The organism is Streptomyces sp. NPDC127108, from assembly GCF_042677545.1.
GTDB lineage: Bacteria > Actinomycetota > Actinomycetes > Streptomycetales > Streptomycetaceae > Streptomyces.
Genome location: NZ_JBHXTE010000065.1, coordinates 23,089 through 42,864 on the forward strand (window position 1 = coordinate 23,089; position 19,776 = coordinate 42,864).

A 19,776-nucleotide genomic window follows, 5' to 3' on the forward strand; every position below is an offset into this window, starting at 1 on the left:
GGCCCGTGGGTCACTGCTCCGGCGCCTGCTGCTGCTCCTGTACGTCGCCGCTCCCGTTGCCGTTGCCCGTGCCGCCGCCGTTCGACGGGGTCGGCGTGGGCGTCGGGGTCGGCGTGGGGGTGGGCTTCGGGTCGGGCTTCGAGCCGTCGCCCGAACCGCCGTCGCCCTTGTCGGTGCCGCTGCCGCTGCCGTCGTCGCCCTTGTCCGTGCCGGAGCCGTCCCCGGAGCCGGTGCCCGAGCCGGTGCCGTCACCGGGCGAGGGCTTGCCCGACGGGTCCTTCGGCGTGCCGTCGTCCGGCTTCGTGCCGTCGTCCGGTCCGGAGGTGCCGTCGTCCGACCGCTGTCCGGGGTCGTCGGTGGCCGGCTGGTCGTCTTTGTTCGACGAGGAACCGCTGTTGGAGAAGGCATCCCGGAGGGTGGTGCTCTTGTCGTCGCCGCTGAAGCTCTTGCCGCTCACCAGCTCGTACGTGGTGATCCCGGCGAGCGAGACGCCGAAGACCAGGGCCGCGGCGACCAGCGGGCGCTTCCAGCTGCGCACGCGCGTGCGATGCGTGGTCCCTTCGGAGAACTCGTCCGAGGGGAACGGGGGCCCCTCCGGGGCGGGACCGCCGGGGGGCACGGGGCCGACGGGTCCGGCGGGGGCGGCGTGCGGGTGGGGTCCGGCCTGGCGCAGGACGCGGGTCTCCTGGTCGTGGGGCAGGAACTGCGTGGCGTCCACGGAGCCGAGCAGCTGGGTCCGCTCGGGGTCGGTTCCGGCCACGGGGAGCGCGGTCGTGGGGTCGGCGGGGTCGACTGCCGGGAGGGCCGCGGTGGGGTCGGCCGGGTGGACCGCCGGGAGCGCCGTCGTCGGGTCCGCGTCCGGGGTGGCCCTCCCCCACGTCGTGGTGACCGGGCCGCCGCCCGCGTGGGCCCGCGCCTGGAACGTCTCCGGCACCGGCGTGGCCCGCGTCACCGGGACCTGCTGGGCCTTCGGCTTGGCCTGTACCGCCACGTCACGTATCTGCTCGCCCGTACGCGAGAAGAAGTGCTGGAAGACCGTGCCTCCGCAGGTGGCGATGCCGCTCACCACACCGGCGCCGAGGATCGTTCCGTAGACGCCGAAGGAGGACGCGAGCTTGGCGGCCAGCACGGCCGCCACGGCACTCCCCGCCACCTGCGGCACACTCAGATCGAACCGCTTCTTCTCCGGCTCGCCCTCGCCCTCCGTCGCTTCCGTCGACTCCCCGCCGGTTTCCGGCTTTTCACGCATCTGCGGACCTTGCCTGCCTTTCTCGACTTCACGCATGACTTACGCATTCACGTATGAGCTACGCGAGGTACATGAGAAAGGGACGTACGCCCGAAGCGAATAGTTCCGTTTCTGGCTCTTTCGTGAAGAGCGCCACGCGCGCGCGGGGGACTCACGGCATCGGCTGACGCCAACTCCCTTCCCCCGTGAGAAGTTCGGCGGCGTGCCGGTCCACCCGGGTGGCCCGAATGGAGTAGTGTTGCGAGCCCTGGGTCCGGTCTCCAACCAGGGTGCCCGGGGCCAGCCAGGACCGCCGGGAGGGGGATCGCTGCACAGGGTGATCGAGTTGGTCACTTAGCGTTGCGAATCGGTAACCGTGCCATAACGGCGATCCAGGGCCCATGCCCGACACGCCGGGCAACTCGGCAAGGTTGTGGCAGGCTGCACCCGGGCAGGCCACACTCGACTAGCGGAAGCAGCGACGCACGTGACGTCGGCAGGCACCACCCGGGAGGTCCCCATGCCCGAACTGCGTGTCGTGGCCGTCAGCAACGACGGCACACGGCTGGTGCTGAAAGCTGCGGACAGCACGGAGTACACGCTTCCGATCGACGAACGGCTGCGCGCCGCCGTGCGCGGCGACCGGCCGCGACTCGGACAGATCGAGATCGAGGTGGAGAGCCACCTCCGCCCCCGCGACATCCAGGCCCGTATACGTGCCGGTGCCAGTGCGGAAGAGGTCGCCTCGCTCGCCGGGATCCCCGTCGACCGCGTCCGCCGCTTCGAGGGCCCCGTGCTCGCCGAGCGCGCCTTCATGGCCGAGCGGGCCAGGAAGACTCCCGTGCGCCGTCCCGGCGAGAACACCGGACCCCAGCTCGGCGAGGCCGTCCAGGAGCGACTGCTGCTGCGCGGCGCCGACAAGGAGACCGTCCAGTGGGACTCCTGGCGCCGCGACGACGGCACCTGGGAGGTCCTGCTCGTCTACCGCGTCGCGACCGAGCCGCACTCCGCGAGCTGGACGTACGACCCGCCCCGGCGGCTCGTCCAGGCCGTCGACGACGAGGCCCGCGCCCTGATCGGCGAGACCGACGACATCGCGGCGCCCGAGCCCAGCTTCCCGTTCGTGCCGCGCATCGCCCGGCTCCCCCGGGACCGGCCGCTCGACCGCGCCCTGGAGCGCCCGGGCGGGCCCGCGCCCGAGGCCGAGCAGGAGCCGGCCGCGCCCGCCGCGGTCGCCGAGCAGGAACGCGACTCGCTCACCAGCCTCCTGGAGGCCGTGCCGAGCTTCCGCGGCGACATGGTCGTCCCCGAGCGTCCCACCACGGCACCCGCCGAACTGCCGTCCGCACCGGAGGAGCCCGAGCAGGAGCCGGAGGCCGAGGAGCCGCCCGCGACCGCCGCGTCGGCCGGTTCCGCCTACGCGGACGTCCTGATGCCGCGCGCCGTGGCCAGCCACCGCGACCGCCTCGTCGGCTCCACGGACCGCCAGGCCGAGGCCGACGGCGTCCGGCCCGGCCGCCGTGCCGCCGTGCCGAGCTGGGACGAGATCGTGTTCGGCACCCGGCGCAAGAAGCAGGAGTAGCGGCGCCCGGCAGGACCGACCGGCGCGGGGCGCACCCGAGAACGGTCGGCGCACGCCGGTCGGAACGGTCGAGAGCACGGTGAAGGGCCTGTACGCGACATGCGCACAGGCCCTTCACTCGTCAACCACAACTCACTTCGCCGACCGCCCTCGCGGAGCGAACGGGCCGGCCCTCCCGGACCGGCCCGCGAGGTCGGGGCGCTCGGGTCGGCGGTGCCGGGCTACTGCGGCTCCGGCCCCGTCGCCACCGGACGCGCCGGATCTGACGACCACTCCGACCACGAGCCGACGTACAGCGCCGCCGGGATGCCCGCCACCGCGAGGGCGAGGACCTGGTGGGCACCGGAGACGCCCGAGCCGCAGTACACGCCGACCTCTGAAGTGTCGGACGCCCCCAGGGACTTGAAGCGGGCCGCCAGCTCGTCGGCGGGCCGGAAGCGGCCGTCCGCCGCGACGTTCTCCGTGGTGGGCGCCGAGACCGCGCCGGGGATGTGGCCGCCGACGCGGTCGATGGGCTCCACGTCGCCGCGGTAGCGCTCCGCGGCGCGGGCGTCCAGGAGCAGACCCGAGCGGGCCAGGGCCGCGGCGCCGTCCGCGTCCACCCGGCCCACGGACTCCGGGACCGGCGTGAACGTGCCCGCGACCGGTGCGGTCACCGCGCCGGTCTCCAGCTCCCCGTTCCACGCGGGGAGCCCGCCGTCCAGGACCCGCACCGACGGATGCCCCGTCCAGCGCAGCAGCCACCAGGCGCGCGCGGCGGCCCAGCCCTGCCCGCCGTCGTACACGACGACCGGCCGGTCCGCCGAGACCCCGGCCGCCCGCATGACCGCGCCGAAGTGCTCGACATCCGGAAGCGGATGCCTGCCCCCGGCCCCCGCCGGGCCCGCGAGGTCCGCGTCGAGGTCGACGAAGACCGCCCCGGGAACGTGTCCGGCCGCGTGCTCGGCCCGTCCGTCGAAGGGCGGCTCACCGGCCGCCTTGGCCGTACTCAATTGCCAACGGATGTCGAGAAGCACTGGCGGATTCCCGCCCGCCAGGTCGCTCGCGAGTTCGGATGCGGAGATGATGGCATTCATGGGCCCCATCCTTGCGCACGGGGTGGCCGCCGCGCTCAGCTCCGGATACCCTGCTCGGCCGGAACACGCCCGGACACGCGGCGTACGGAAACGAGCACGCCGCGTACCGCAGATGGACACAACCCTGCAATCGCGCGTTAACGGATGAGAAATGGCAAATCGGGCATCCTCCGCGAGGGAGCCCGCGAGCGCGGCGCGGCCGGGGCGCGCCGGGCACCAGGTGATGCGAGCATCTGCACGGGCGGGCATACGCACGGCGAAAGCACGTGCGTTCGGACAGCGAATCGAAGCGGAATCGAAGCGGAGTGGCATCGGCTGGGCGACGACGGATGACAGCTAACAGACAACAGATGTCAGACCTCGAACTCTGTTAGTCGTGATCCGTCGCCGCCGGGCTGTCGAAGTCACGAGGGCCCGAGGAGAGAGTGACGATGACCGAGGCACGGTGGCCGGACGACGGACGCGCCAAGGGCGCGCGGTGCACACCCGGCACGCCCTGCTGGGTGAGCCTGATGGCGCACGACCTGGCTGCGACCCAGGAGTTCTACGCGGCGCTTTTCGGCTGGACCTACGAACCCGGGCCGCAGCAGCTCGGCCCCTACGTGCGGGCGATGCTCGACGGCTGCGAGGTGGCGGGAATCGGACAACTGCCGGCCGACCGCCATCTGCCCATCGCGTGGACCCCGTACCTGGCGTCGGACGACGCGGGCGAGGCCGCCGAGATGGTGCGGCACTGCGGCGGCACGGTCGGCGTGGGGCCGCTGGACGCGGGCGAGGCCGGGCGCATGGCGATCGCGTCGGACCCCGCGGGGGCGGTGTTCGGGATCTGGCAGGCGTCGTCGCACCGGGGTACGGCGGTCGCCGGCGTGCCGGGCACGCCGACCTGGAACGAGCTCCTGACGCGTGAGACCGAGGAGGTCGCGAAGTTCTACCAGACGCTGTTCGGCTACACCGAAAAGGCCGCCACAAGCCCCGGGTTGGACTATCTGACCCTGCGCCTCGACGACGTCCCGGTGGCGTCGGTGCGCGGTGTCGGGCAGGAGCTGCCGGGCGACCGGGGCGCGCACTGGATGACGTACTTCGAAGCGGCGGACGTGGACGCGTCGGCGGAGCGGGTGGTCGAGCTCGGCGGCCATGTGATCAGCCCCGCACAGGACGGTCGGTACGGGCGGATCGCGACGGTCGCCGACCCCGAGGGCGCGGTCTTCACGCTCATCCGCTCGGAGCATCCGCGCGTGAGCGGCTAGGCCCCTAGGACCGCTCCAGGGTGTCGACGGGCAGCACGTCGGGAGACAGCGCGCCCGCGCGCGCGGAGGCCGCCGTCATGCGGCGCCGGTAGTGACGGCGGCACAGCACCTCGTAGCCCACTTCGTCGGCCGCCTGGTTGACGTCGCCGACGACGATCTGGGCGCCCTCGACGACCATCTGGCCGCCGACGGTGCGGGCGTTGTGGGTGGCGCGGGCGCCGCACCAGCACAGGGCCTCGACCTGGAGGACCTCGACGCGGTCGGCGAGTTCGACCAGGCGCTGGGAGCCGGGGAACAGCTTGGAGCGGAAGTCGGTGGTGATGCCGAACGCGAACACGTCCACGCCCAGATCGTCGACCACGCGCGCGAGCTGGTCGATCTGTTCGGGCGCGAGGAACTGCGCCTCGTCGGCGATGACGTAGTCGGCACGGGCGCCGCGCGAGAGGTGGTCGACGAGGTAGGCGTAGACGTCGAGGTCGTCGGCCACCTCGATGGCCTCCGTGACCAGGCCGAGCCGCGAGGAGAGCTTGCCCGCCCCCGCCCGGTCGTTGCGCGCGAAGATCATGCCCTGCAGACCGCGTGCCGAGCGGTTGTGCTCGATCTGCAGCGCGAGGGTGCTCTTCCCGCAGTCCATCGTTCCGGAGAAGAACACCAGCTCAGGCATGGGGGGTTGAGCGCCTTTCGGTGGGTGCGCGAAGAGGTGCGCGGGGGCGTACGAAGGGGGGTGCCGTCGGTGACGTACACGTCAAGAAGCAGCTAGGAGCGTACTTCGAGGAGCGGTACGAGTTGTTCGGCGGGGGTCATCGAGCCGTGGTTGCCGACCATCGCGGACTCCCTGGGCTCCTTCTGGGAGGCGGTGATGAGGACGTCGGCGTGGGCGGCGGCGACGACGTCCCCGATGCGTCCGTGGACGCGTTCGTCGACGCGCGGGCCGAACCAGCCGGCCGCGATGGCCTCGTCCCGGCTCGCCACCCAGAACTGCTCACCGAGCACCTCGCGCCAGACGGTGAGGACGTCGGCCTCGGCTCCGGGCACGGCGTAGACGTGCCGGGCGCGGCCCTCGCCGCCGAGCAGGGCGACTCCGGCGCGCAGCTCCCAGTCCTCGTCGAAGTCGATGCGGGAGGCGTCGTCGAAGGGGATGTCGAGCATGCCGTGGTCGGCGGTGACGTACAGGGCGCTGCGCGGCGGGAGCTGCTCGGCCAGGCGCTGGACGAGCCGGTCGACGTACATGAGCTGGCCGCGCCAGGCGTCGGAGTCGACGCCGAAGCGGTGGCCCTTGCCGTCGACTTCGGCGTAGTACGTGTAGACCAGCGTCCGGTCGGCGCCCGCGAGTTGCTCGGCGGCGAGGTCCATGCGGTCCTCGCCGGAGAGGCGGCCACGGAAGGTGCCGCCGCTGAGAGCGATCTTGGTGAGCGGGGTGTGCTCGAACGTCGGCGACGACACCTGGGCGGTGTGGATACCCGCTTCGTGGGCGCGCTGGAAGATCGTCGGGTACGGCTGCCAGGCGTGCGGGTCGGTCCAGGGCTTCCAGCGGAGCTGGTTCATCAGCTCGCCGCTGTCGGGGTTGCGGACCGTGTAGCCGGGCAGGCCGTGGGCGCCGGGCGGCAGGCCGGTGCCGACGGAGGCCAGGGAGGTCGCCGTGGTGGCGGGGAAGCCCGCGGTGATGGGGCGGCCGGTGCCGCCGCGCGAGGAGCCGAGCAGCGAGGTCAGGAAGGGGGCTTCGGCGGGGTGGGCGCGGAGCTGCTCCCAGCCGAGGCCGTCGATGAGGAAGACGCAGTTCCGGTCGGCGGGGGCCAGCTCGGGGATGAGCGGCGCGAAGCCGTCCACTTCCTGGTGGGCGACCAGGGTGGGCAGGAGGTCGGCGAGCGATCCCTTGCCGTACGCGGGCAGGGGCGCGGAGTCGAGGGCGAGCGGCTGGATGTCGTCCCACGTCGGGTGGGACATCAGCGGCCGGAGTCCGTGCGGGCAGCGGTGGCCTCGGAGAGGGCCTGGGCGAAGGCGAGGGTCTGGCGGACGGTGTCCGGGCCGTCCCCGGCCTCGCTCACGCGCAGGCTCAGGTCGTCGGCGGTGGAGCTGCCGGTGTAGCCGTGGTCGGCCTCGCAGTTGGGGTCACCGCAGGCGGCGGGCTCCAGGTCGATGCGCGAGACGGCGCCCCACCCGATGGTCAGGACGACCTCGCGGGGCAGCGATCCCGGAACGTACTTCTCCGGGTTGGCGACGACACGGCTGACGACCACGGACGAGATCCGGCCGATCTTCACGGACTCGGTGGAGGTGGTGGCGTACGGCGTCGGGGACGTGGAGTCGGCCGCCTGCTCGTCGGTGTGGCTGACGATGAAACGGGTGTCCGTGAGGACGAGGACCGTCACATGGCGGCGGACCTCGTTCGCGTCGAACGTGGTCTCCTGGTGGACCAGGTACGACCCGATGGTCTCGCCGCCGATCGCGGCCTCCACCGCCTCGGCCACGAGGGCCGGGTAGTAGCCGCTGCGCTCGATCGCCGCGCGCAGCCCCTGGGTCGTCGTACCGGTCTTTGCCATGCGCCCATCCTACGGCCCGGCGCCTGGCCCAAGGTGCCCAGTGGCCGCGCGAGCACCCCTTGTGTGCGGTCGTCGGCCACGCGCGCGGGGCGTCGGCGGGGCCGCAGGCGCGCGCCGTCAGTACGCGGGCAGGGTGCGGGGGCCCAGGTCGTCGCGGGCGGGCGGCGGTGCGAGGCGGACGGCGGCACTGAGGACGGAAAGACCTTCCTGGGCGACGACCACCGGCTCCAGTGAGACGGCGACCACTTCGGGGTGGTCGTCGACGAGCCGCGAGACCCGCATCAGGAGCTCTTCGAGGGCGGGGGTGTCCACGGGCGCCGAACCGCGCCAGCCGAACAGGAGGGGGGCCGTCCGGATCGACCGGACGAGGTTGCCCGCCTCCCTGTCGGTGACCGGGATCAGCCGGTGGGCGGTGTCGCCGAGCAGCTCGGACGCCGCTCCGGCGAGCCCGAAGGACAGCACGGCACCGGCGACGGGGTCGTGGCCCGCCCGCACGACGGTGTCCACGCCGCGGGCCACCATGGCCTGGACGACGGGACGCAGCTCGGCTGGCCTGCCGAGGGTGTGGGTCAGTTCCCGGTAGGCGCGCCGCAGTTGTTCCTCGTCGGCGAGGTCGAGGCGGACGCCGCCGAGGTCGGGGCGGTGGCGCAGGTGGGGCGCGGTGGTCTTGAGGGCGACGGGGTAGCCGGCCTCCCGCGCGGCGCGGACGGCGGTGTCGGCGTCGGGGGCGGGCAGGGCCCGGCGTACGCGGATGCCGTACCGCGCGAGCAGGTCGTGGGCGTCGTCGGCGTCGAGGGTGACTCCGCGGACGTCGTCGGCCTTGGCCAGGAGGCGCTCGATCAGCTCGCCCGCGCCCTGTTCGTCGATGTCGTCGTACTCGGGCACCTTGCCGGGCTCGGCGATGTCGCGCCGCCACTGGGCGTACTTGACGGCCTCGGCGAGGGCACGGACGGCGCGCTCGGCCGCGGGGTAGGCGGGGATGCGGTGGTGGGGTGGCGGGTCTGCCCGGGGGGTGGGGGGCGGCGGTTCGGCCGGGGACGAGGGCGGCGGGGACGGGGGCGAGGACGGTGGGGGTGGCGGTGGCACGCCGGGCCCGGCTTGGGGGCGCGGGGGGTCGGTGGGGCGGGGAGGGTGGGGCGGGGGTGTCGGTGCCCCGTGGTCCGCAGGGTGGGTGGGGTTCGGCTGGTGGGCCGTGGTCCCCAGGTGGGCCGTATCCCCCGCGTGGGTCGGTCCCGCCGGGCTGACTGTGTCCCCCGGGTGGGCCGCCTCCGCCGGGCGAGCTGTGTCCCTCGGGTGGGCCGCCTCCGCCTGGCCCGACTGGCCCGCCTGCTCCGCGATCGCCGCCCCGCGCGGCCCCGTGCTCGCCGCGGCGGACAGGGCCTTCGCGAGGCCTCCCAGCTCGACGTGGACGACCGTGACCGGCTTCGTGGGGCAGCTCGCGGCGGCGGCGCGCAGGGCGGCCGCCAGGGACTTGTCCTCGCCCTGGCGGGTGGACTCGCCGAGGGACGGGATGACGGTGACGACGACCGCGTCACAGCCGTCGTCGGCCAGCGCGGCGGCGAGGGCGGTGCGGAAGTCGTCCGGGGACGCGGAGGTCGTCAGGTCGAGGGGCGGCAGCGGTCGCAGGCCTTCGGCGACGCAGGCGTCGTACGTGAGCAGGCCGAGCGACTCGGAGTTGCCGAGGATGGCGACGCGGGGTCCGGCGGGCAGCGGTTGCCCGGCGAGGAGCAGTCCGGCGTCGACGAGTTCGGTGACGGTGTCCACGCGGATCACCCCGGCCTGCCGCAGGAGCGCCGACACGGTGGCGTGCGGGAGGCGGGTGGCGGCGCCCGCGTGGCCGGTCGGCGCGATGCCGCTGTGCCGGGCGCCCTGGACGACGACGAGGGGTTTCACGGCGGCGGTGCGGCGGGCGAGGCGGGTGAACTTCCGGGGGTTGCCGATGGATTCGAGGTACATCAGGGCGACGTCGGTGTCCGGGTCGTCGTACCAGTACTGGAGGACGTCGTTGCCGGAGACGTCCGCGCGGTTGCCGGTGCTGACGCACGTGGACAGGCCCCACAGGCCCGAGCCGCGGCGGTGCAGCCGGGACAGGAGAGCGATGCCGATGGCGCCCGACTGGGTGAACAGGCCGAGGCGTCCTGCGGGCGGCAGGTCCGGGGCCAGGGAGGCGTTGAGGCGGGTCTCCGGAGAGGTGTTGATGACTCCGAAGGCGTTGGGTCCGATGATGCGCATCCCGTAGGAGCGTGCTTGGCGGACGAGTTCACGCTGCCGCTCGCGTCCCTCGGGGCCGCTCTCGGCGTATCCGGCGGAGATGACGACGAGCCCCTGGACGCCGTGTTCGCCGCAGTCGGCGACGGCCTGGGGGACGCGTTCGGCGGGGACGGCGACGACGGCGAGGTCGACGGGTTCGGCGATGTCGCGCACGGAGCGGTGGGCGGGCACGCCGTCGATGTCGCCGGCCCCTTCGGGGAGGGCGCTGTTCACGGCGTACAGGCGGCCCGTGAAACCCGCTCCCAGGACATTGCGCAGAATGCCGCGGCCGACGCCGTCCGGGGAGCGGCCCACGCCGATGACGGCGACGGAGCCGGGCGCGAGGAGGCGCTGCACGGAGCGGGCCTCGGCGCGCTGTTCACGGGCGCGCTGGACGGCGAGGGAGCGGTCGGTGGGTTCCAGGTCGAGTTCGAGGCGTACGACGCCGTCCTCGAAGCTGCGCTGCTGCTGGTAGCCGGCGTCCGTGAAGACCTTGACCATCTTGGTGTTGGCGGGCAGGACCTCGGCGGCGAAGCGGCGGATGCCGCGCTCGCGGGCGACGGCCGCGATGTGTTCGAGGAGCGCGGAGGCGACGCCACGGCCCTGGTGGGCGTCCTGGACTAGGAAGGCGACCTCGGCCTCGTCGGCCGGCGCGGACGCGGGGCGGCCCTGGGCGTCGATGCGGTCGAAGCGGACGGTCGCGATGAACTCGCCGCCCACGGTGGCCGCGAGGCCCACGCGGTCGACGTGGTCGTGGTGGGTGAAGCGGTGCACGTCCTTGGCGGACAGGCGGGGGTAGGGCGCGAAGAAGCGGTAGTACTTCGACTCGTCGGAGACCTGCTCGAAGAAGCTGACCAGGCGGTCCGCGTCCGCGGCGGTGATGGGCCTGATCCGGGCGGTGCCTCCGTCCCGCAGCACCACGTCGGCCTCCCAGTGGGAGGGGTAGGGGTGCTGGTCCGCCGGGGCGGGCGCGGCGCTGTCCGACGAGGTCTGCGCTGGGCCGTCCGCCGGGGTCTGCATGGGGCCAGGGTACGGGTCGCGCGGCCGCCCGGGCCGGGGCAGTGTAGGAGTGGTCGAAGGGTGACCGGGTAAGGGACGTACGTCCGTGGCGGGTGGTGACGGACGTCCGGCAAGAGCATTCGGGTCGGCATGAGATAGTGGTCTAGACAAGTGTGAGACACCTGGAAGGGCAGCAACACATGGCTGAGCGCCGCGTCAACGTCGGCTGGGCCGAGGGCCTCCACGCCCGGCCCGCCTCCATCTTCGTCCGTGCGGCCACGGCCGCCGGCGTCCCCGTGACGATCGCCAAGGCCGGCGGCAGCCCGGTCAACGCCGCCTCCATGCTCGGGGTGCTCGGTCTGGGTGCGCAGGGCGGCGAGGAGATCGTGCTCGCTTCGGACGCCGAGGGTGCGGATGCCGCCCTCGACCGCCTGGCGAAGCTGGTCGCCGAAGGGCTCGAGGAGCTTCCCGAGACCGTCTAGTGCGCCTGGCGCTCTGTACGCGGAGAACGCCGCCCGGCACATTCACGAAGGGTCCGTCCTGAATTCAGGACGGACCCTTTGCGTATCCGGCGCGCGTCTCTTCACGCGCCCCTTCGCGCACCTCTTTCGCGCACCTCTTGTTCTCTTGTTCGCGCGTCTCGTCGCATTCTTCGCGCGTCTAGCCGCACGCCTGATGACGCATATGAGGTCGCACGCCTGGCCGTGCATTCGGTCGCACACCTCACACGTATTCGGCGCGTACTCGAATCCGAAATGCAGGCAGCGAAAAATTCCGTCCGCGAACACGTATCTCTTTGTATACGGCGCCGCCGTTAATTCCGGACGCTCACCGTGTTGACGGCATGTTGCGAATCCCTCACACGTCCGGCGCGGGGGCCGATCCGCGGCCGGTGCGCCGCGGGGGTCCGTTCCGCGTGCAGCAGGGTGAGCGTACGGGCCCGCTCGGCGTCGCCGCGGGCCACGGCGTCGACAACGGCGGCGCGCTCGGACCAGGTCTGTGCGGGGGCGGCCTGGGGCTCCGTGACGTACATCCAGGCGATCTTGTGGCGGAGCTGGGTGAGCAGGGTGATCAGGCCGGGGCTCGATGAGGCCTGTGTGAGCGTCTCGTGGAACCAGCCGTCGAGCGAGCGGAGGTCCTCGGCACCGCCGCGCCGGGAGCGCTCCTTGCCGAGCCGGACGAGCCCGCGCAGGACCTTCAGATGGGCGTCGGTGCGGCGCTGGGCGGCGCGGGCGGCCGCCAGGGGCTCCAGGAGCGCACGGATCTCCAGGAGGTCGGCGGCGTCCTGCTCGGTGGGCTCGGCGACGCAGGCGCCCGCGTGCCTGCGGGTCACGACGAAGCCCTCGGCCTCCAGCGTGCGCAGCGCCTCGCGCACGGGGACGCGGGAGACGCCGTAGCGGCGGGCGAGCAGTTCCTCGGTGAGGCGCGTGCCGCGTTCGTAGACACCGGAGACGATGTCGTCCCGGATGGCCGTGCATACCGAGTGCGCGGGAATGCGCATGACGGACCTCCGCTTTAATGCCCGCGAAACGCGTTGGTCGACGCGTCGGCCGACGCGTCGAATGGCGCTCGTTCAACGACTCCATGGACCCTGCCGCCATGAACTCTATTGCAGAAGGCCGGATTTTCCGACGGGAGGCCGGAATCCATGGATATCTTTTGGCCAAAAGGGCGCGCATACGCATGAAAGCCCCGGCTCGGGTGAGCCGGGGCTTTCATGCGTCCGGGAGGGTCCCGGCATCAGGATTCAGACGTTGATGTCGGGATTCGGACGTCGGCGTCGGGATTCGGACGCCCCACGTCGGGGATCAGACGTTGACGCCGTGCGAGCGCAGGTACGCCACGGGGTCGATGTCGGAGCCGTAGTCCGCGCCGGTCCGGGCCTCGAAGTGCAGGTGCGGGCCGCTGGAGTTGCCCGTCGAACCGGAGAGGCCGATCTGCTGGCCCGGGGTGACCGTCTGGCCGACCGTGACGCTGAGGGACGACATGTGGCCGTACTGCGTGTACGTGCCGTCGTTGTGGCGGATCACGACGTTGTTGCCGTAGGCGCCGCCCCAGCCGGCCTCGACGACGGTGCCCGCGGCGACCGCCTGGACCTGGGTGCCGGACGCGGCGTGGAAGTCGACGCCGGTGTGGCTGCCGGAGGACCACATGGCCCCGCCGGTCTTGTAGCCGGTGGAGACGTAGCTGCCGTCGATCGGCGAGACGTAGGAGCCGAGGCGCTTGCGCTCGGCCTCGCGGGCGGCGCGCTCCTTGGCCTCGCGCTCCTTCTGGGCCTTCACCTTCGCGGCGGCCTCGGCCTTCCGCTTGGCCTCGGCGGCCTTGCGCTTGGCCTCTGCGGCATCGGCGCGGGCCTCGGCCTCGGCCTTCTTCTGCGCGGCGGCCTCGACGGCGGCGTGCTTCTGCGCGGCGGCCTGGGCGTCGATCTCGCCGGCCAGGGAGTCGCCGACGGAGATGGACTGGGTGAGGCCGGTGTGCGCGTACTCCGCGGAGCTGCCTTCGGCGGCGAGGGCCGGCGCGGCCAGGCCCGAGATGACTCCGGTGGTGGTGAGCGCGGCGACGCCCGCGGCGCTGGCGGTCGTACGCGAGATGCGGCTCGGACGGCGGTGCTTGCCGGTCGGGCGGGTGAACGCCATGAAGCGGCTGATCCTTTCCTTCCTTCTCGCCTACCGGGTTAGCTGACGGGTTCGGAGCAGGAAGGTCTCCTACGGGCTCCTCGCCTCGCGGCAAGGGGTCCGATTCACCCCAGGGGACGTGTGGGTCCCCGGCTCCCCTGGCTCGCGCCGTACGGGGACTCGGCGATGGCTGTCCGGTGCCGCGGACGCGGCGTACTGCCTGACGGACAGCCGGACCGACGCTAAACGCCTCATCTTTCAATCGACAAACGAATCAGGCCTTTTGTAGCGCACGCCACAGGCCAGACGAGCAACCTCCATGTCAATTCGGACATATGGCGGCATGCAGGGACCCCAGTGGCTTCCTGAGCCGCTGGGGTCCCTGTTCCCACGAGGCGTTGATGCCGCTATGTCCAGCTTTACGTCAGCAGCTCGCCGCGGCCTGTACGCCGCCTTGGACGCCGCCGGAACATCGCCGCATCGCCGCCGGCCGATCCCGGCAATCAGCCGGTGACCACCGTCACTTCACCGATGCCGAGCGCCTTGACGGGCTCCTCGATCTGCGCGGCGTCGCCCACGAGGACCGTCACGAGCCGGTCGTCCGGGAAGGCGCTCACGACGGCCGCGGTGGCCTCCACGGTGCCCGTCTGCGCCAACTGGCGGTACAGGTGGGCCTGGAAGTCGTCCGGCAGGTGCTGCTCGACCTGGTCGGCGAGGGTGGCGGCGACGGCCGCCGCCGTCTCGTACTTCAGCGGGGCGACGCCGACCAGGTTCTGCACGGCGACATCGCGCTCGGGGTCGGTCAGGCCCTCCGCGGCGAGCGTGCGCAGGACCTTCCACAGGTCGTCGAGGGCCGGGCCCGTGTTGGGGGTGTCCACGGAGCCGCTGATGGCGAGCATCGCGGCGCCCGTGGCCCCCTCCGGGGACGTGGGGGCGGCGGAGCGCAGCACCTGGGCGAAGGCACGCACTCCGTAGGTGTAGCCCTTCTCCTCGCGCAGGACGCGGTCCAGGCGCGAGGTGAGGGTGCCGCCCAGGCAGTACGTACCGAGGACCTGCGCGGACCACACGCGGTCGTGCCGGTCCGGGCCGACGCGGCCGATGAGCAGCTGCGTCTGGACGGCGCCGGGGCGGTCCACGATGACGACGCGGCCGCGGTCGTCGGCGGTCACCGGGGGCACCGGGCGCGGCTCGGCCGTCCCGCCGGTCCAGGCGCCGAGGGTGTCGGCGAGGACGGTGTCCAGGTCGATGCCGGTGAGGTCGCCGACCACGACGGCGGTGGCCGTGGCGGGGCGGACGTGCCTTTCGTAGAAGGCGCGTACGGCCGCGGAGTCGATGGCGGAGACCGTCTCCTCCGTGCCCTGGCGCGGGCGCGACATGCGCGCGGACGCCGGGAAGAGCTCCTTGGAGAGCTCCTTGGCGGCGCGGCGCGCCGGGTTGGCGGCCTCGTGCGGGATCTCGTCCAGGCGGTTGCGGACCAGGCGCTCGACCTCGCTGTCGGCGAACGCGGGCGCGCGCAGGGCGTCGGCGAGCAGGCCGAGGGCCTTGGGCAGCCGGGACACGGGCACTTCCAGGGAGACCCGGACGCCGGGGTGGTCGGCATGCGCGTCGAGCGTGGCGCCGCAGCGGTCGAGCTCGGCGGCGAACTCCTCCGCGGAGTGCTTGTCGGTGCCTTCGGAGAAGGCCCTCGCCATGATCGTGGCGACGCCGTCCAGGCCCTTCGGCTCGGCGTCCAGGGGGGCGTCGAGGTGGATCTCCACGGCGACGAGCTGCTGGCCGGGACGGTCGCAGCGCAGCACGGTGAGGCCGTTGCCGAGCGCGCCGCGCTCGGGGGCCGGGAAGGCCCAGGGCCTGGCGGTGCCCGCCTGGGGCTGCGGGTGGAACTGCATCGTTGCGGCCTCGGTCACTTCGCCGTCTCCTCGTCTTCCTCGTCGGTGCCGGCGGCGTCTTCGGGGCTGGTGTCGTCCACGCCCTCGGGGGCGGTGGGTTCGTACACGAGCACCGCGCGGTTGTCGGGGCGCAGGCGGGCCTTGGCGACCTCCTGGACCTCCTCGGCGGTGATGTCGAGGACGCGCTGGACGGCGGTGAGGGCGAGCTGGGGGTCGCCGAACAGGACGGCGTACCGGCACAGTTCGTCGGCGCGGCCCGCGACCGTGCCGAGCCGGTCCAGCCATTCGCGCTCCAACTGGGCCTGGGCGCGCTCCATCTCCTCCGGCGTGGGGCCCTCCGCGGCGAACCGGGCCAGCTCCTCGTCGACGGCGGCCTCGATGACGGGGACCTCCACGTCGCCGGACGTCTTCACGTCCAGCCAGCCCAGGGAGGGCGCCCCGGCAAGGCGCAGCAGGCCGAACCCGGCGGTGACGGCGGTGCGGTCACGGCGCACGAGGCGGTTGTAGAGGCGCGAGGACTCGCCGCTGCCGAGGACCGTGAGCGCCAGGTCGGCGGCGTCGCTCGCGCGCGTGCCGTCCTCCGGGAGGCGGTAGGCGGCCATGAGGGCGCGCGCGGGGACCTCCTCCTCGACGACCTCGCGCAGCTCCTTGCCGATGCGCTCGGGCAGCGAGCCGTCGCGCGGGGGCTGCTTGCCGTCGTGCGAGGGGATGGAGCCGAAGTACTTCTCGACCCAGGCGAGCGTCTGCTCGGGGTCGATGTCGCCGACTACGGAGAGGACCGCGTTGTTGGGCGCGTAGTACGTACGGAAGAACTCCCGCGCGTCCTCGAGGGTGGCCGCGTCCAGGTCGGCCATGGAGCCGATGGGCGTGTGGTGGTAGGGGTGGCCCTCGGGGTAGGAGAGGGCGGTCAGCTTCTCGAAGGCCGTGCCGTACGGAACGTTGTCGTAGCGCTGGCGGCGTTCGTTCTTGACGACGTCCCGCTGGTTCTCCATCGACTCCTCGTCGAGCGCCGACAGGAGCGAGCCCATGCGGTCGGCCTCCAGCCAGAGGGCGAGCTCCAGCTGGTGGGTCGGCATCGTCTCGAAGTAGTTGGTGCGCTCGAAGCTGGTGGTGCCGTTCAGCGACCCGCCGGCGCCCTGCACCAGCTCGAAGTGGCCGTTTCCGTGCACCTGCTTCGAACCCTGGAACATCAGGTGCTCGAAGAGGTGAGCCAGGCCCGTACGGCCCTTGACCTCGTGGCGGGAACCGACGTCGTACCAGAGGCAGACCGCGGCGACCGGGGTCAGGTGGTCCTCGGAGAGCACCACGCGCAGGCCGTTGGCCAGCCGGTGCTCGGTCGCTGTCAGGCCGCCGGAGCCGGCCTCGGCTGTGGCCGTGTGACCCATGGGCATGTACGTCCCTTCGATCGCGAAATCCTCGATGAGTGCTGTCAAGTCCTGCCACTGTAAGCAAGGCCTCGGACCCCTGGCGAAGTTCCCGCTCCGCCCTCGGCGTAGTCGGGTTTCGCCCTCGGCGTGATCCGCCGCGGGCGCGGGCGCCGTCCCGCCGGGCGGGTGAGCGGTGGTGGCGGTGGGGCGGACGGGGCGCGCGCCCAGTGCGGGCGCGCCGTGGGGTCGGTCACGCGCGGTCGGTACGGGTCCGGCGGGCGTTGGGTACGGGCGCGGCGCACGGCCGGTAGGGGTGCGGCGCGCGGTTGACGCGCGCTCGGGGCCCGCCCACCACCGGGTCGTGGTCGGCGTTGTCAGTGGGACAGTCCACAATGGTCGGCGTCAGATCCCGCACTTGTTGGTGAAGGAGCCGCAGCAGCGATGGCCCGCCGCAGCACGAAGACCCCGCCGCCCGACGACTCGTTCGAGGAGAAGATCCTCGACATCGACGTCGTCGACGAGATGCAGGGCTCCTTCCTCGAGTACGCCTACTCCGTCATCTACTCCCGCGCCCTGCCCGACGCCAGGGACGGCCTGAAGCCGGTGCACCGCCGCATCGTGTACCAGATGAACGAGATGGGCCTGCGCCCCGAGCGCGGCTATGTGAAGTGCGCCCGTGTCGTCGGCGAGGTCATGGGCAAGCTGCACCCCCACGGCGACGCGTCGATCTACGACGCCCTGGTGCGCATGGCGCAGCCCTTCTCCATGCGCCTCCCGCTGGTCGACGGCCACGGCAACTTCGGCTCCCTGGGCAACGACGACCCGCCCGCGGCGATGCGGTACACCGAATGCCGCATGGCCGACGCGACCTCCTTGATGACGGAGTCCATCGACGAGAACACGGTCGACTTCGAGCCGAACTACGACGGCCAGGAGCAGGAGCCGGTCGCGCTCCCCGCCGCGTATCCGAACCTCCTGGTGAACGGCTCCTCCGGCATCGCCGTCGGCATGGCGACGAACATGCCGCCGCACAACCTGGGCGAGGTCATCGCCGCCGCCCGGCACCTGATCAAGCACCCGGGCGCCGACCTGGACACGCTGATGCGGTTCATCCCGGGCCCGGACCTGCCCACGGGCGGCCGCATCGTCGGCCTGTCGGGCATCAAGGACGCGTACGAATCGGGGCGCGGCACCTTCAAGATGCGCGCCACGGTCTCCGTGGAGTCGGTGACCGCGCGCCGCAAGGGCCTGGTCGTCACGGAACTGCCCTTCTCCGTGGGCCCCGAGAAGGTCATCTCCAAGATCAAGGACCTGGTCGGCTCGAAGAAGCTGCAGGGCATCGCCGACGTCAAGGACCTCACCGACCGTCAGCACGGCCTGCGCCTGGTCATCGAGATCAAGAACGGCTTCGTCCCGGAGGCCGTCCTGGAGCAGCTGTACAAACTGACGCCGATGGAGGAGTCCTTCGGCATCAACAACGTCGCCCTGGTGGACGGCCAGCCGCTCACGCTCGGCCTCAAGGAGCTCCTCGAGGTCTATCTCGACCACCGCTTCAACGTGGTGCGGCGCCGCAGCGAGTTCCGTCGCGGCAAGAAGCAGGCCCGTCTGCACCTGGTGGAGGGCCTCCTCGTCGCCCTCCTGGACATCGACGAGGTCATCCGCCTCATCCGCTCCAGTGAGAACTCCGCTCAGGCCAAGGAGCGCCTGATGGAGCACTTCTCCCTGAGCGAGGTCCAGACGCAGTACATCCTGGACACGCCGCTGCGCCGCCTCACCAAGTACGACCGCATCGAGCTGGAGTCCGAGCGCGACAAGCTGAAGGCGGAGATCGAGGAGCTGACGCGGATCCTGGAGTCCGACGCGGAGCTGCGCAAGCTGGTCTCGGCGGAACTGGCCGCCGTGGCCAAGAAGTTCGGCACGGACCGGCGCACGGTGCTCCTGGAGTCGGCGGGCGCGCCCGCGGCCGCGGTGCCGCTGCAGGTGGCGGACGACCCGTGCCGGGTGCTCCTGTCGTCGACAGGCCTGCTCGCCCGCACGGCCAACGGCGAGCCCTTCGGGGAGAGCGACGGCAAGCGCGTCAAGCACGACGTGATCGTCTCCGCGGTGCCCGCGACGGCGCGCGGCGAGGTGGGCGCGGTGACGTCCGAGGGGCGGCTCCTTCGGCTCTCCGTGGTGGACCTGCCGCAGCTCCCGGACACGGCTTCGGCACCCAACCTCTCCGGAGGGGCACCGGTCGCGGAACTGCTCTCCCTGGAGGCGGACGAGAAGCTGATCTGCCTCATGACGCTGGACGAGTCCTCTCCGGGCCTGGCCCTCGGCACCGAGCAGGGCGTCGTCAAACGCGTGGTGCCCGACTATCCGGCCAACAAGGAAGAGCTGGAGGTCATCACCCTCAAGGACGGCGACCGCATCGTCGGCGCGGCCGAGCTGCGCACGGGCGAGGAGGACCTGGTCTTCATCACGGACGACGCGCAGCTGCTGCGCTATCCGGCGGGGCAGGTCCGCCCGCAGGGCCGTCCGGCGGGCGGCATGGCGGGCATCAAGCTCGCCGACGGCGCGAAGGTCCTGTCGTTCACCGCGGTCGACCCGGCGGCGGACGCCGTGGTGTTCACGGTCGCGGGCTCGCGCGGCACGCTCGACGACTCGGTGCACACGACGGCCAAGGTCACGCCGTTCGACCAGTATCCGCGCAAGGGCCGCGCCACGGGCGGCGTGCGCTGCCAGCGGCTCCTGAAGGGCGAGGACTGCCTGAGCTTCGCGTGGGCGGGGCCGACGCCGCCGCGCGCGGCCCAGCGCAACGGCCTTCCGGCGGAGCTGCCGGAGGTCGACCCGCGCCGGGACGGCTCCGGGGTGTCGCTGGCGAAGCCGGTGGCGGCGGTGGCGGGGCCCGCCTAGGTTCTGTCCGGCGGATCATGTGACTGTCGGGTTGCCTGCTCGTTGTTCTCGGTGTGGGGCGGGGTGATCTGACGAACGCGGAGTGGGTGCG

14 protein-coding genes and 1 riboswitch are annotated in these 19,776 nt (G+C 72.5%); of the genes, 4 read left to right on the top strand and 10 right to left on the bottom strand.

The features are described 5' to 3' along the window. Positions 1–10 precede the first annotated feature (10 nt). Positions 11–1,249 (bottom strand): hypothetical protein, encoded by a 1,239-nt coding sequence (locus ACFVHO_RS37135; RefSeq protein ID WP_385724804.1) that lies wholly within the window; start codon positions 1,247–1,249, stop codon positions 11–13. A gap of 499 nt (positions 1,250–1,748) precedes the next feature. Here ACFVHO_RS37135 and sepH point away from each other — a divergent pair, with 499 nt between their 5' ends. Beyond that, entirely contained in the window at positions 1,749–2,810 is a 1,062-nt protein-coding gene (gene sepH, locus ACFVHO_RS37140) for a septation protein SepH (RefSeq protein ID WP_385724806.1), read from the top strand. A 221-nt stretch (positions 2,811–3,031) separates the two neighbouring features. On the opposite strand, the gene ACFVHO_RS37145 is transcribed toward sepH, so the two are convergent. Beyond that, positions 3,032–3,886 carry a sulfurtransferase gene (locus tag ACFVHO_RS37145; protein ID WP_385724808.1) on the bottom strand — a complete coding sequence of 285 codons (855 nt, stop codon included), beginning with the start codon at positions 3,884–3,886 and terminating at the stop codon, positions 3,032–3,034. 431 nt (positions 3,887–4,317) lie between these two features. Between ACFVHO_RS37145 and ACFVHO_RS37150 the strand changes: the two genes are divergently transcribed. After that, positions 4,318–5,133: a VOC family protein gene (locus ACFVHO_RS37150; RefSeq protein WP_385724810.1), complete on the top strand. Its 816-nt coding sequence runs from the start codon at positions 4,318–4,320 to the stop codon at positions 5,131–5,133. Positions 5,134–5,137: 4 nt separating this feature from the next. Here ACFVHO_RS37150 and ACFVHO_RS37155 read toward each other — a convergent pair whose 3' ends face one another. The 4 genes from ACFVHO_RS37155 to ACFVHO_RS37170 form a co-directional block, all read right to left on the bottom strand. Next, positions 5,138–5,797 (bottom strand): thymidine kinase, encoded by a 660-nt coding sequence (locus ACFVHO_RS37155; protein WP_385724812.1) that lies wholly within the window; start codon positions 5,795–5,797, stop codon positions 5,138–5,140. A 92-nt stretch (positions 5,798–5,889) separates the two neighbouring features. Continuing rightward, positions 5,890–7,077: an alkaline phosphatase family protein gene (locus ACFVHO_RS37160; protein WP_385724813.1), complete on the bottom strand. Its 1,188-nt coding sequence runs from the start codon at positions 7,075–7,077 to the stop codon at positions 5,890–5,892. Further along, positions 7,077–7,673: a DUF5998 family protein gene (locus ACFVHO_RS37165; protein ID WP_385724815.1), complete on the bottom strand. Its 597-nt coding sequence runs from the start codon at positions 7,671–7,673 to the stop codon at positions 7,077–7,079. The genes ACFVHO_RS37160 and ACFVHO_RS37165 overlap by 1 nt, the downstream gene beginning before the upstream one ends. Before the next feature lie 117 nt (positions 7,674–7,790). Continuing rightward, entirely contained in the window at positions 7,791–10,943 is a 3,153-nt protein-coding gene (locus tag ACFVHO_RS37170; protein ID WP_385724817.1) for a GNAT family N-acetyltransferase, read from the bottom strand. A 179-nt stretch (positions 10,944–11,122) separates the two neighbouring features. On the opposite strand from ACFVHO_RS37170, the gene ACFVHO_RS37175 reads away from it, so the two are divergent. After that, positions 11,123–11,404, top strand: coding sequence for an HPr family phosphocarrier protein (locus ACFVHO_RS37175; protein ID WP_289944909.1), 282 nt, complete (start codon positions 11,123–11,125; stop codon positions 11,402–11,404). A 332-nt stretch (positions 11,405–11,736) separates the two neighbouring features. Here ACFVHO_RS37175 and ACFVHO_RS37180 read toward each other — a convergent pair whose 3' ends face one another. From ACFVHO_RS37180 to ACFVHO_RS37195, 4 genes are all read right to left on the bottom strand, one after another. Further along, positions 11,737–12,423, bottom strand: a complete 687-nt coding sequence (locus ACFVHO_RS37180; protein WP_385724819.1) for a GntR family transcriptional regulator — start codon at positions 12,421–12,423, stop codon at positions 11,737–11,739. Positions 12,424–12,730: 307 nt separating this feature from the next. Continuing rightward, a complete protein-coding gene (locus ACFVHO_RS37185) occupies positions 12,731–13,558 on the bottom strand; it encodes a M23 family metallopeptidase (protein WP_385724820.1) in 828 nt (275 codons plus the stop codon). A 13-nt stretch (positions 13,559–13,571) separates the two neighbouring features. Next, a riboswitch (cyclic di-AMP (ydaO/yuaA leader) is annotated at positions 13,572–13,733 on the bottom strand. A 307-nt stretch (positions 13,734–14,040) separates the two neighbouring features. Beyond that, a complete protein-coding gene (locus ACFVHO_RS37190; RefSeq protein WP_385724822.1) occupies positions 14,041–15,441 on the bottom strand; it encodes a M16 family metallopeptidase in 1,401 nt (466 codons plus the stop codon). After that, positions 15,438–16,814, bottom strand: coding sequence for a M16 family metallopeptidase (locus ACFVHO_RS37195; protein WP_385724826.1), 1,377 nt, complete (start codon positions 16,812–16,814; stop codon positions 15,438–15,440). Before ACFVHO_RS37195 ends, ACFVHO_RS37190 begins: the two co-directional genes overlap by 4 nt. Before the next feature lie 417 nt (positions 16,815–17,231). Here ACFVHO_RS37195 and ACFVHO_RS37200 point away from each other — a divergent pair, with 417 nt between their 5' ends. Continuing rightward, on the top strand, positions 17,232–19,685 hold the full coding sequence (locus tag ACFVHO_RS37200; RefSeq protein WP_385724824.1) for a DNA topoisomerase (ATP-hydrolyzing) subunit A: 2,454 nt from the start codon (positions 17,232–17,234) through the stop codon (positions 19,683–19,685). Positions 19,686–19,776: the final 91 nt, after the last annotated feature.

Excerpts from the sequence above, each read along its gene's own strand:
- ACFVHO_RS37135 (WP_385724804.1), bottom strand. The coding sequence starts at position 1,249 with ATGCGTGAAAAGCCGGAAACCGGCGGGGAGTCGACGGAAGCGACGGAG.
- sepH (WP_385724806.1), top strand. The coding sequence starts at position 1,749 with ATGCCCGAACTGCGTGTCGTGGCCGTCAGCAACGACGGCACACGGCTG.
- ACFVHO_RS37145 (WP_385724808.1), bottom strand. The coding sequence starts at position 3,886 with ATGAATGCCATCATCTCCGCATCCGAACTCGCGAGCGACCTGGCGGGC.
- ACFVHO_RS37150 (WP_385724810.1), top strand. The coding sequence starts at position 4,318 with ATGACCGAGGCACGGTGGCCGGACGACGGACGCGCCAAGGGCGCGCGG.
- ACFVHO_RS37155 (WP_385724812.1), bottom strand. The coding sequence starts at position 5,797 with ATGCCTGAGCTGGTGTTCTTCTCCGGAACGATGGACTGCGGGAAGAGC.
- ACFVHO_RS37160 (WP_385724813.1), bottom strand. The coding sequence starts at position 7,077 with ATGTCCCACCCGACGTGGGACGACATCCAGCCGCTCGCCCTCGACTCC.
- ACFVHO_RS37165 (WP_385724815.1), bottom strand. The coding sequence starts at position 7,673 with ATGGCAAAGACCGGTACGACGACCCAGGGGCTGCGCGCGGCGATCGAG.
- ACFVHO_RS37170 (WP_385724817.1), bottom strand. The coding sequence starts at position 10,943 with ATGCAGACCCCGGCGGACGGCCCAGCGCAGACCTCGTCGGACAGCGCC.
- ACFVHO_RS37175 (WP_289944909.1), top strand. The coding sequence starts at position 11,123 with ATGGCTGAGCGCCGCGTCAACGTCGGCTGGGCCGAGGGCCTCCACGCC.
- ACFVHO_RS37180 (WP_385724819.1), bottom strand. The coding sequence starts at position 12,423 with ATGCGCATTCCCGCGCACTCGGTATGCACGGCCATCCGGGACGACATC.
- ACFVHO_RS37185 (WP_385724820.1), bottom strand. The coding sequence starts at position 13,558 with ATGGCGTTCACCCGCCCGACCGGCAAGCACCGCCGTCCGAGCCGCATC.
- ACFVHO_RS37195 (WP_385724826.1), bottom strand. The coding sequence starts at position 16,814 with ATGCCCATGGGTCACACGGCCACAGCCGAGGCCGGCTCCGGCGGCCTG.
- ACFVHO_RS37200 (WP_385724824.1), top strand. The coding sequence starts at position 17,232 with ATGGCCCGCCGCAGCACGAAGACCCCGCCGCCCGACGACTCGTTCGAG.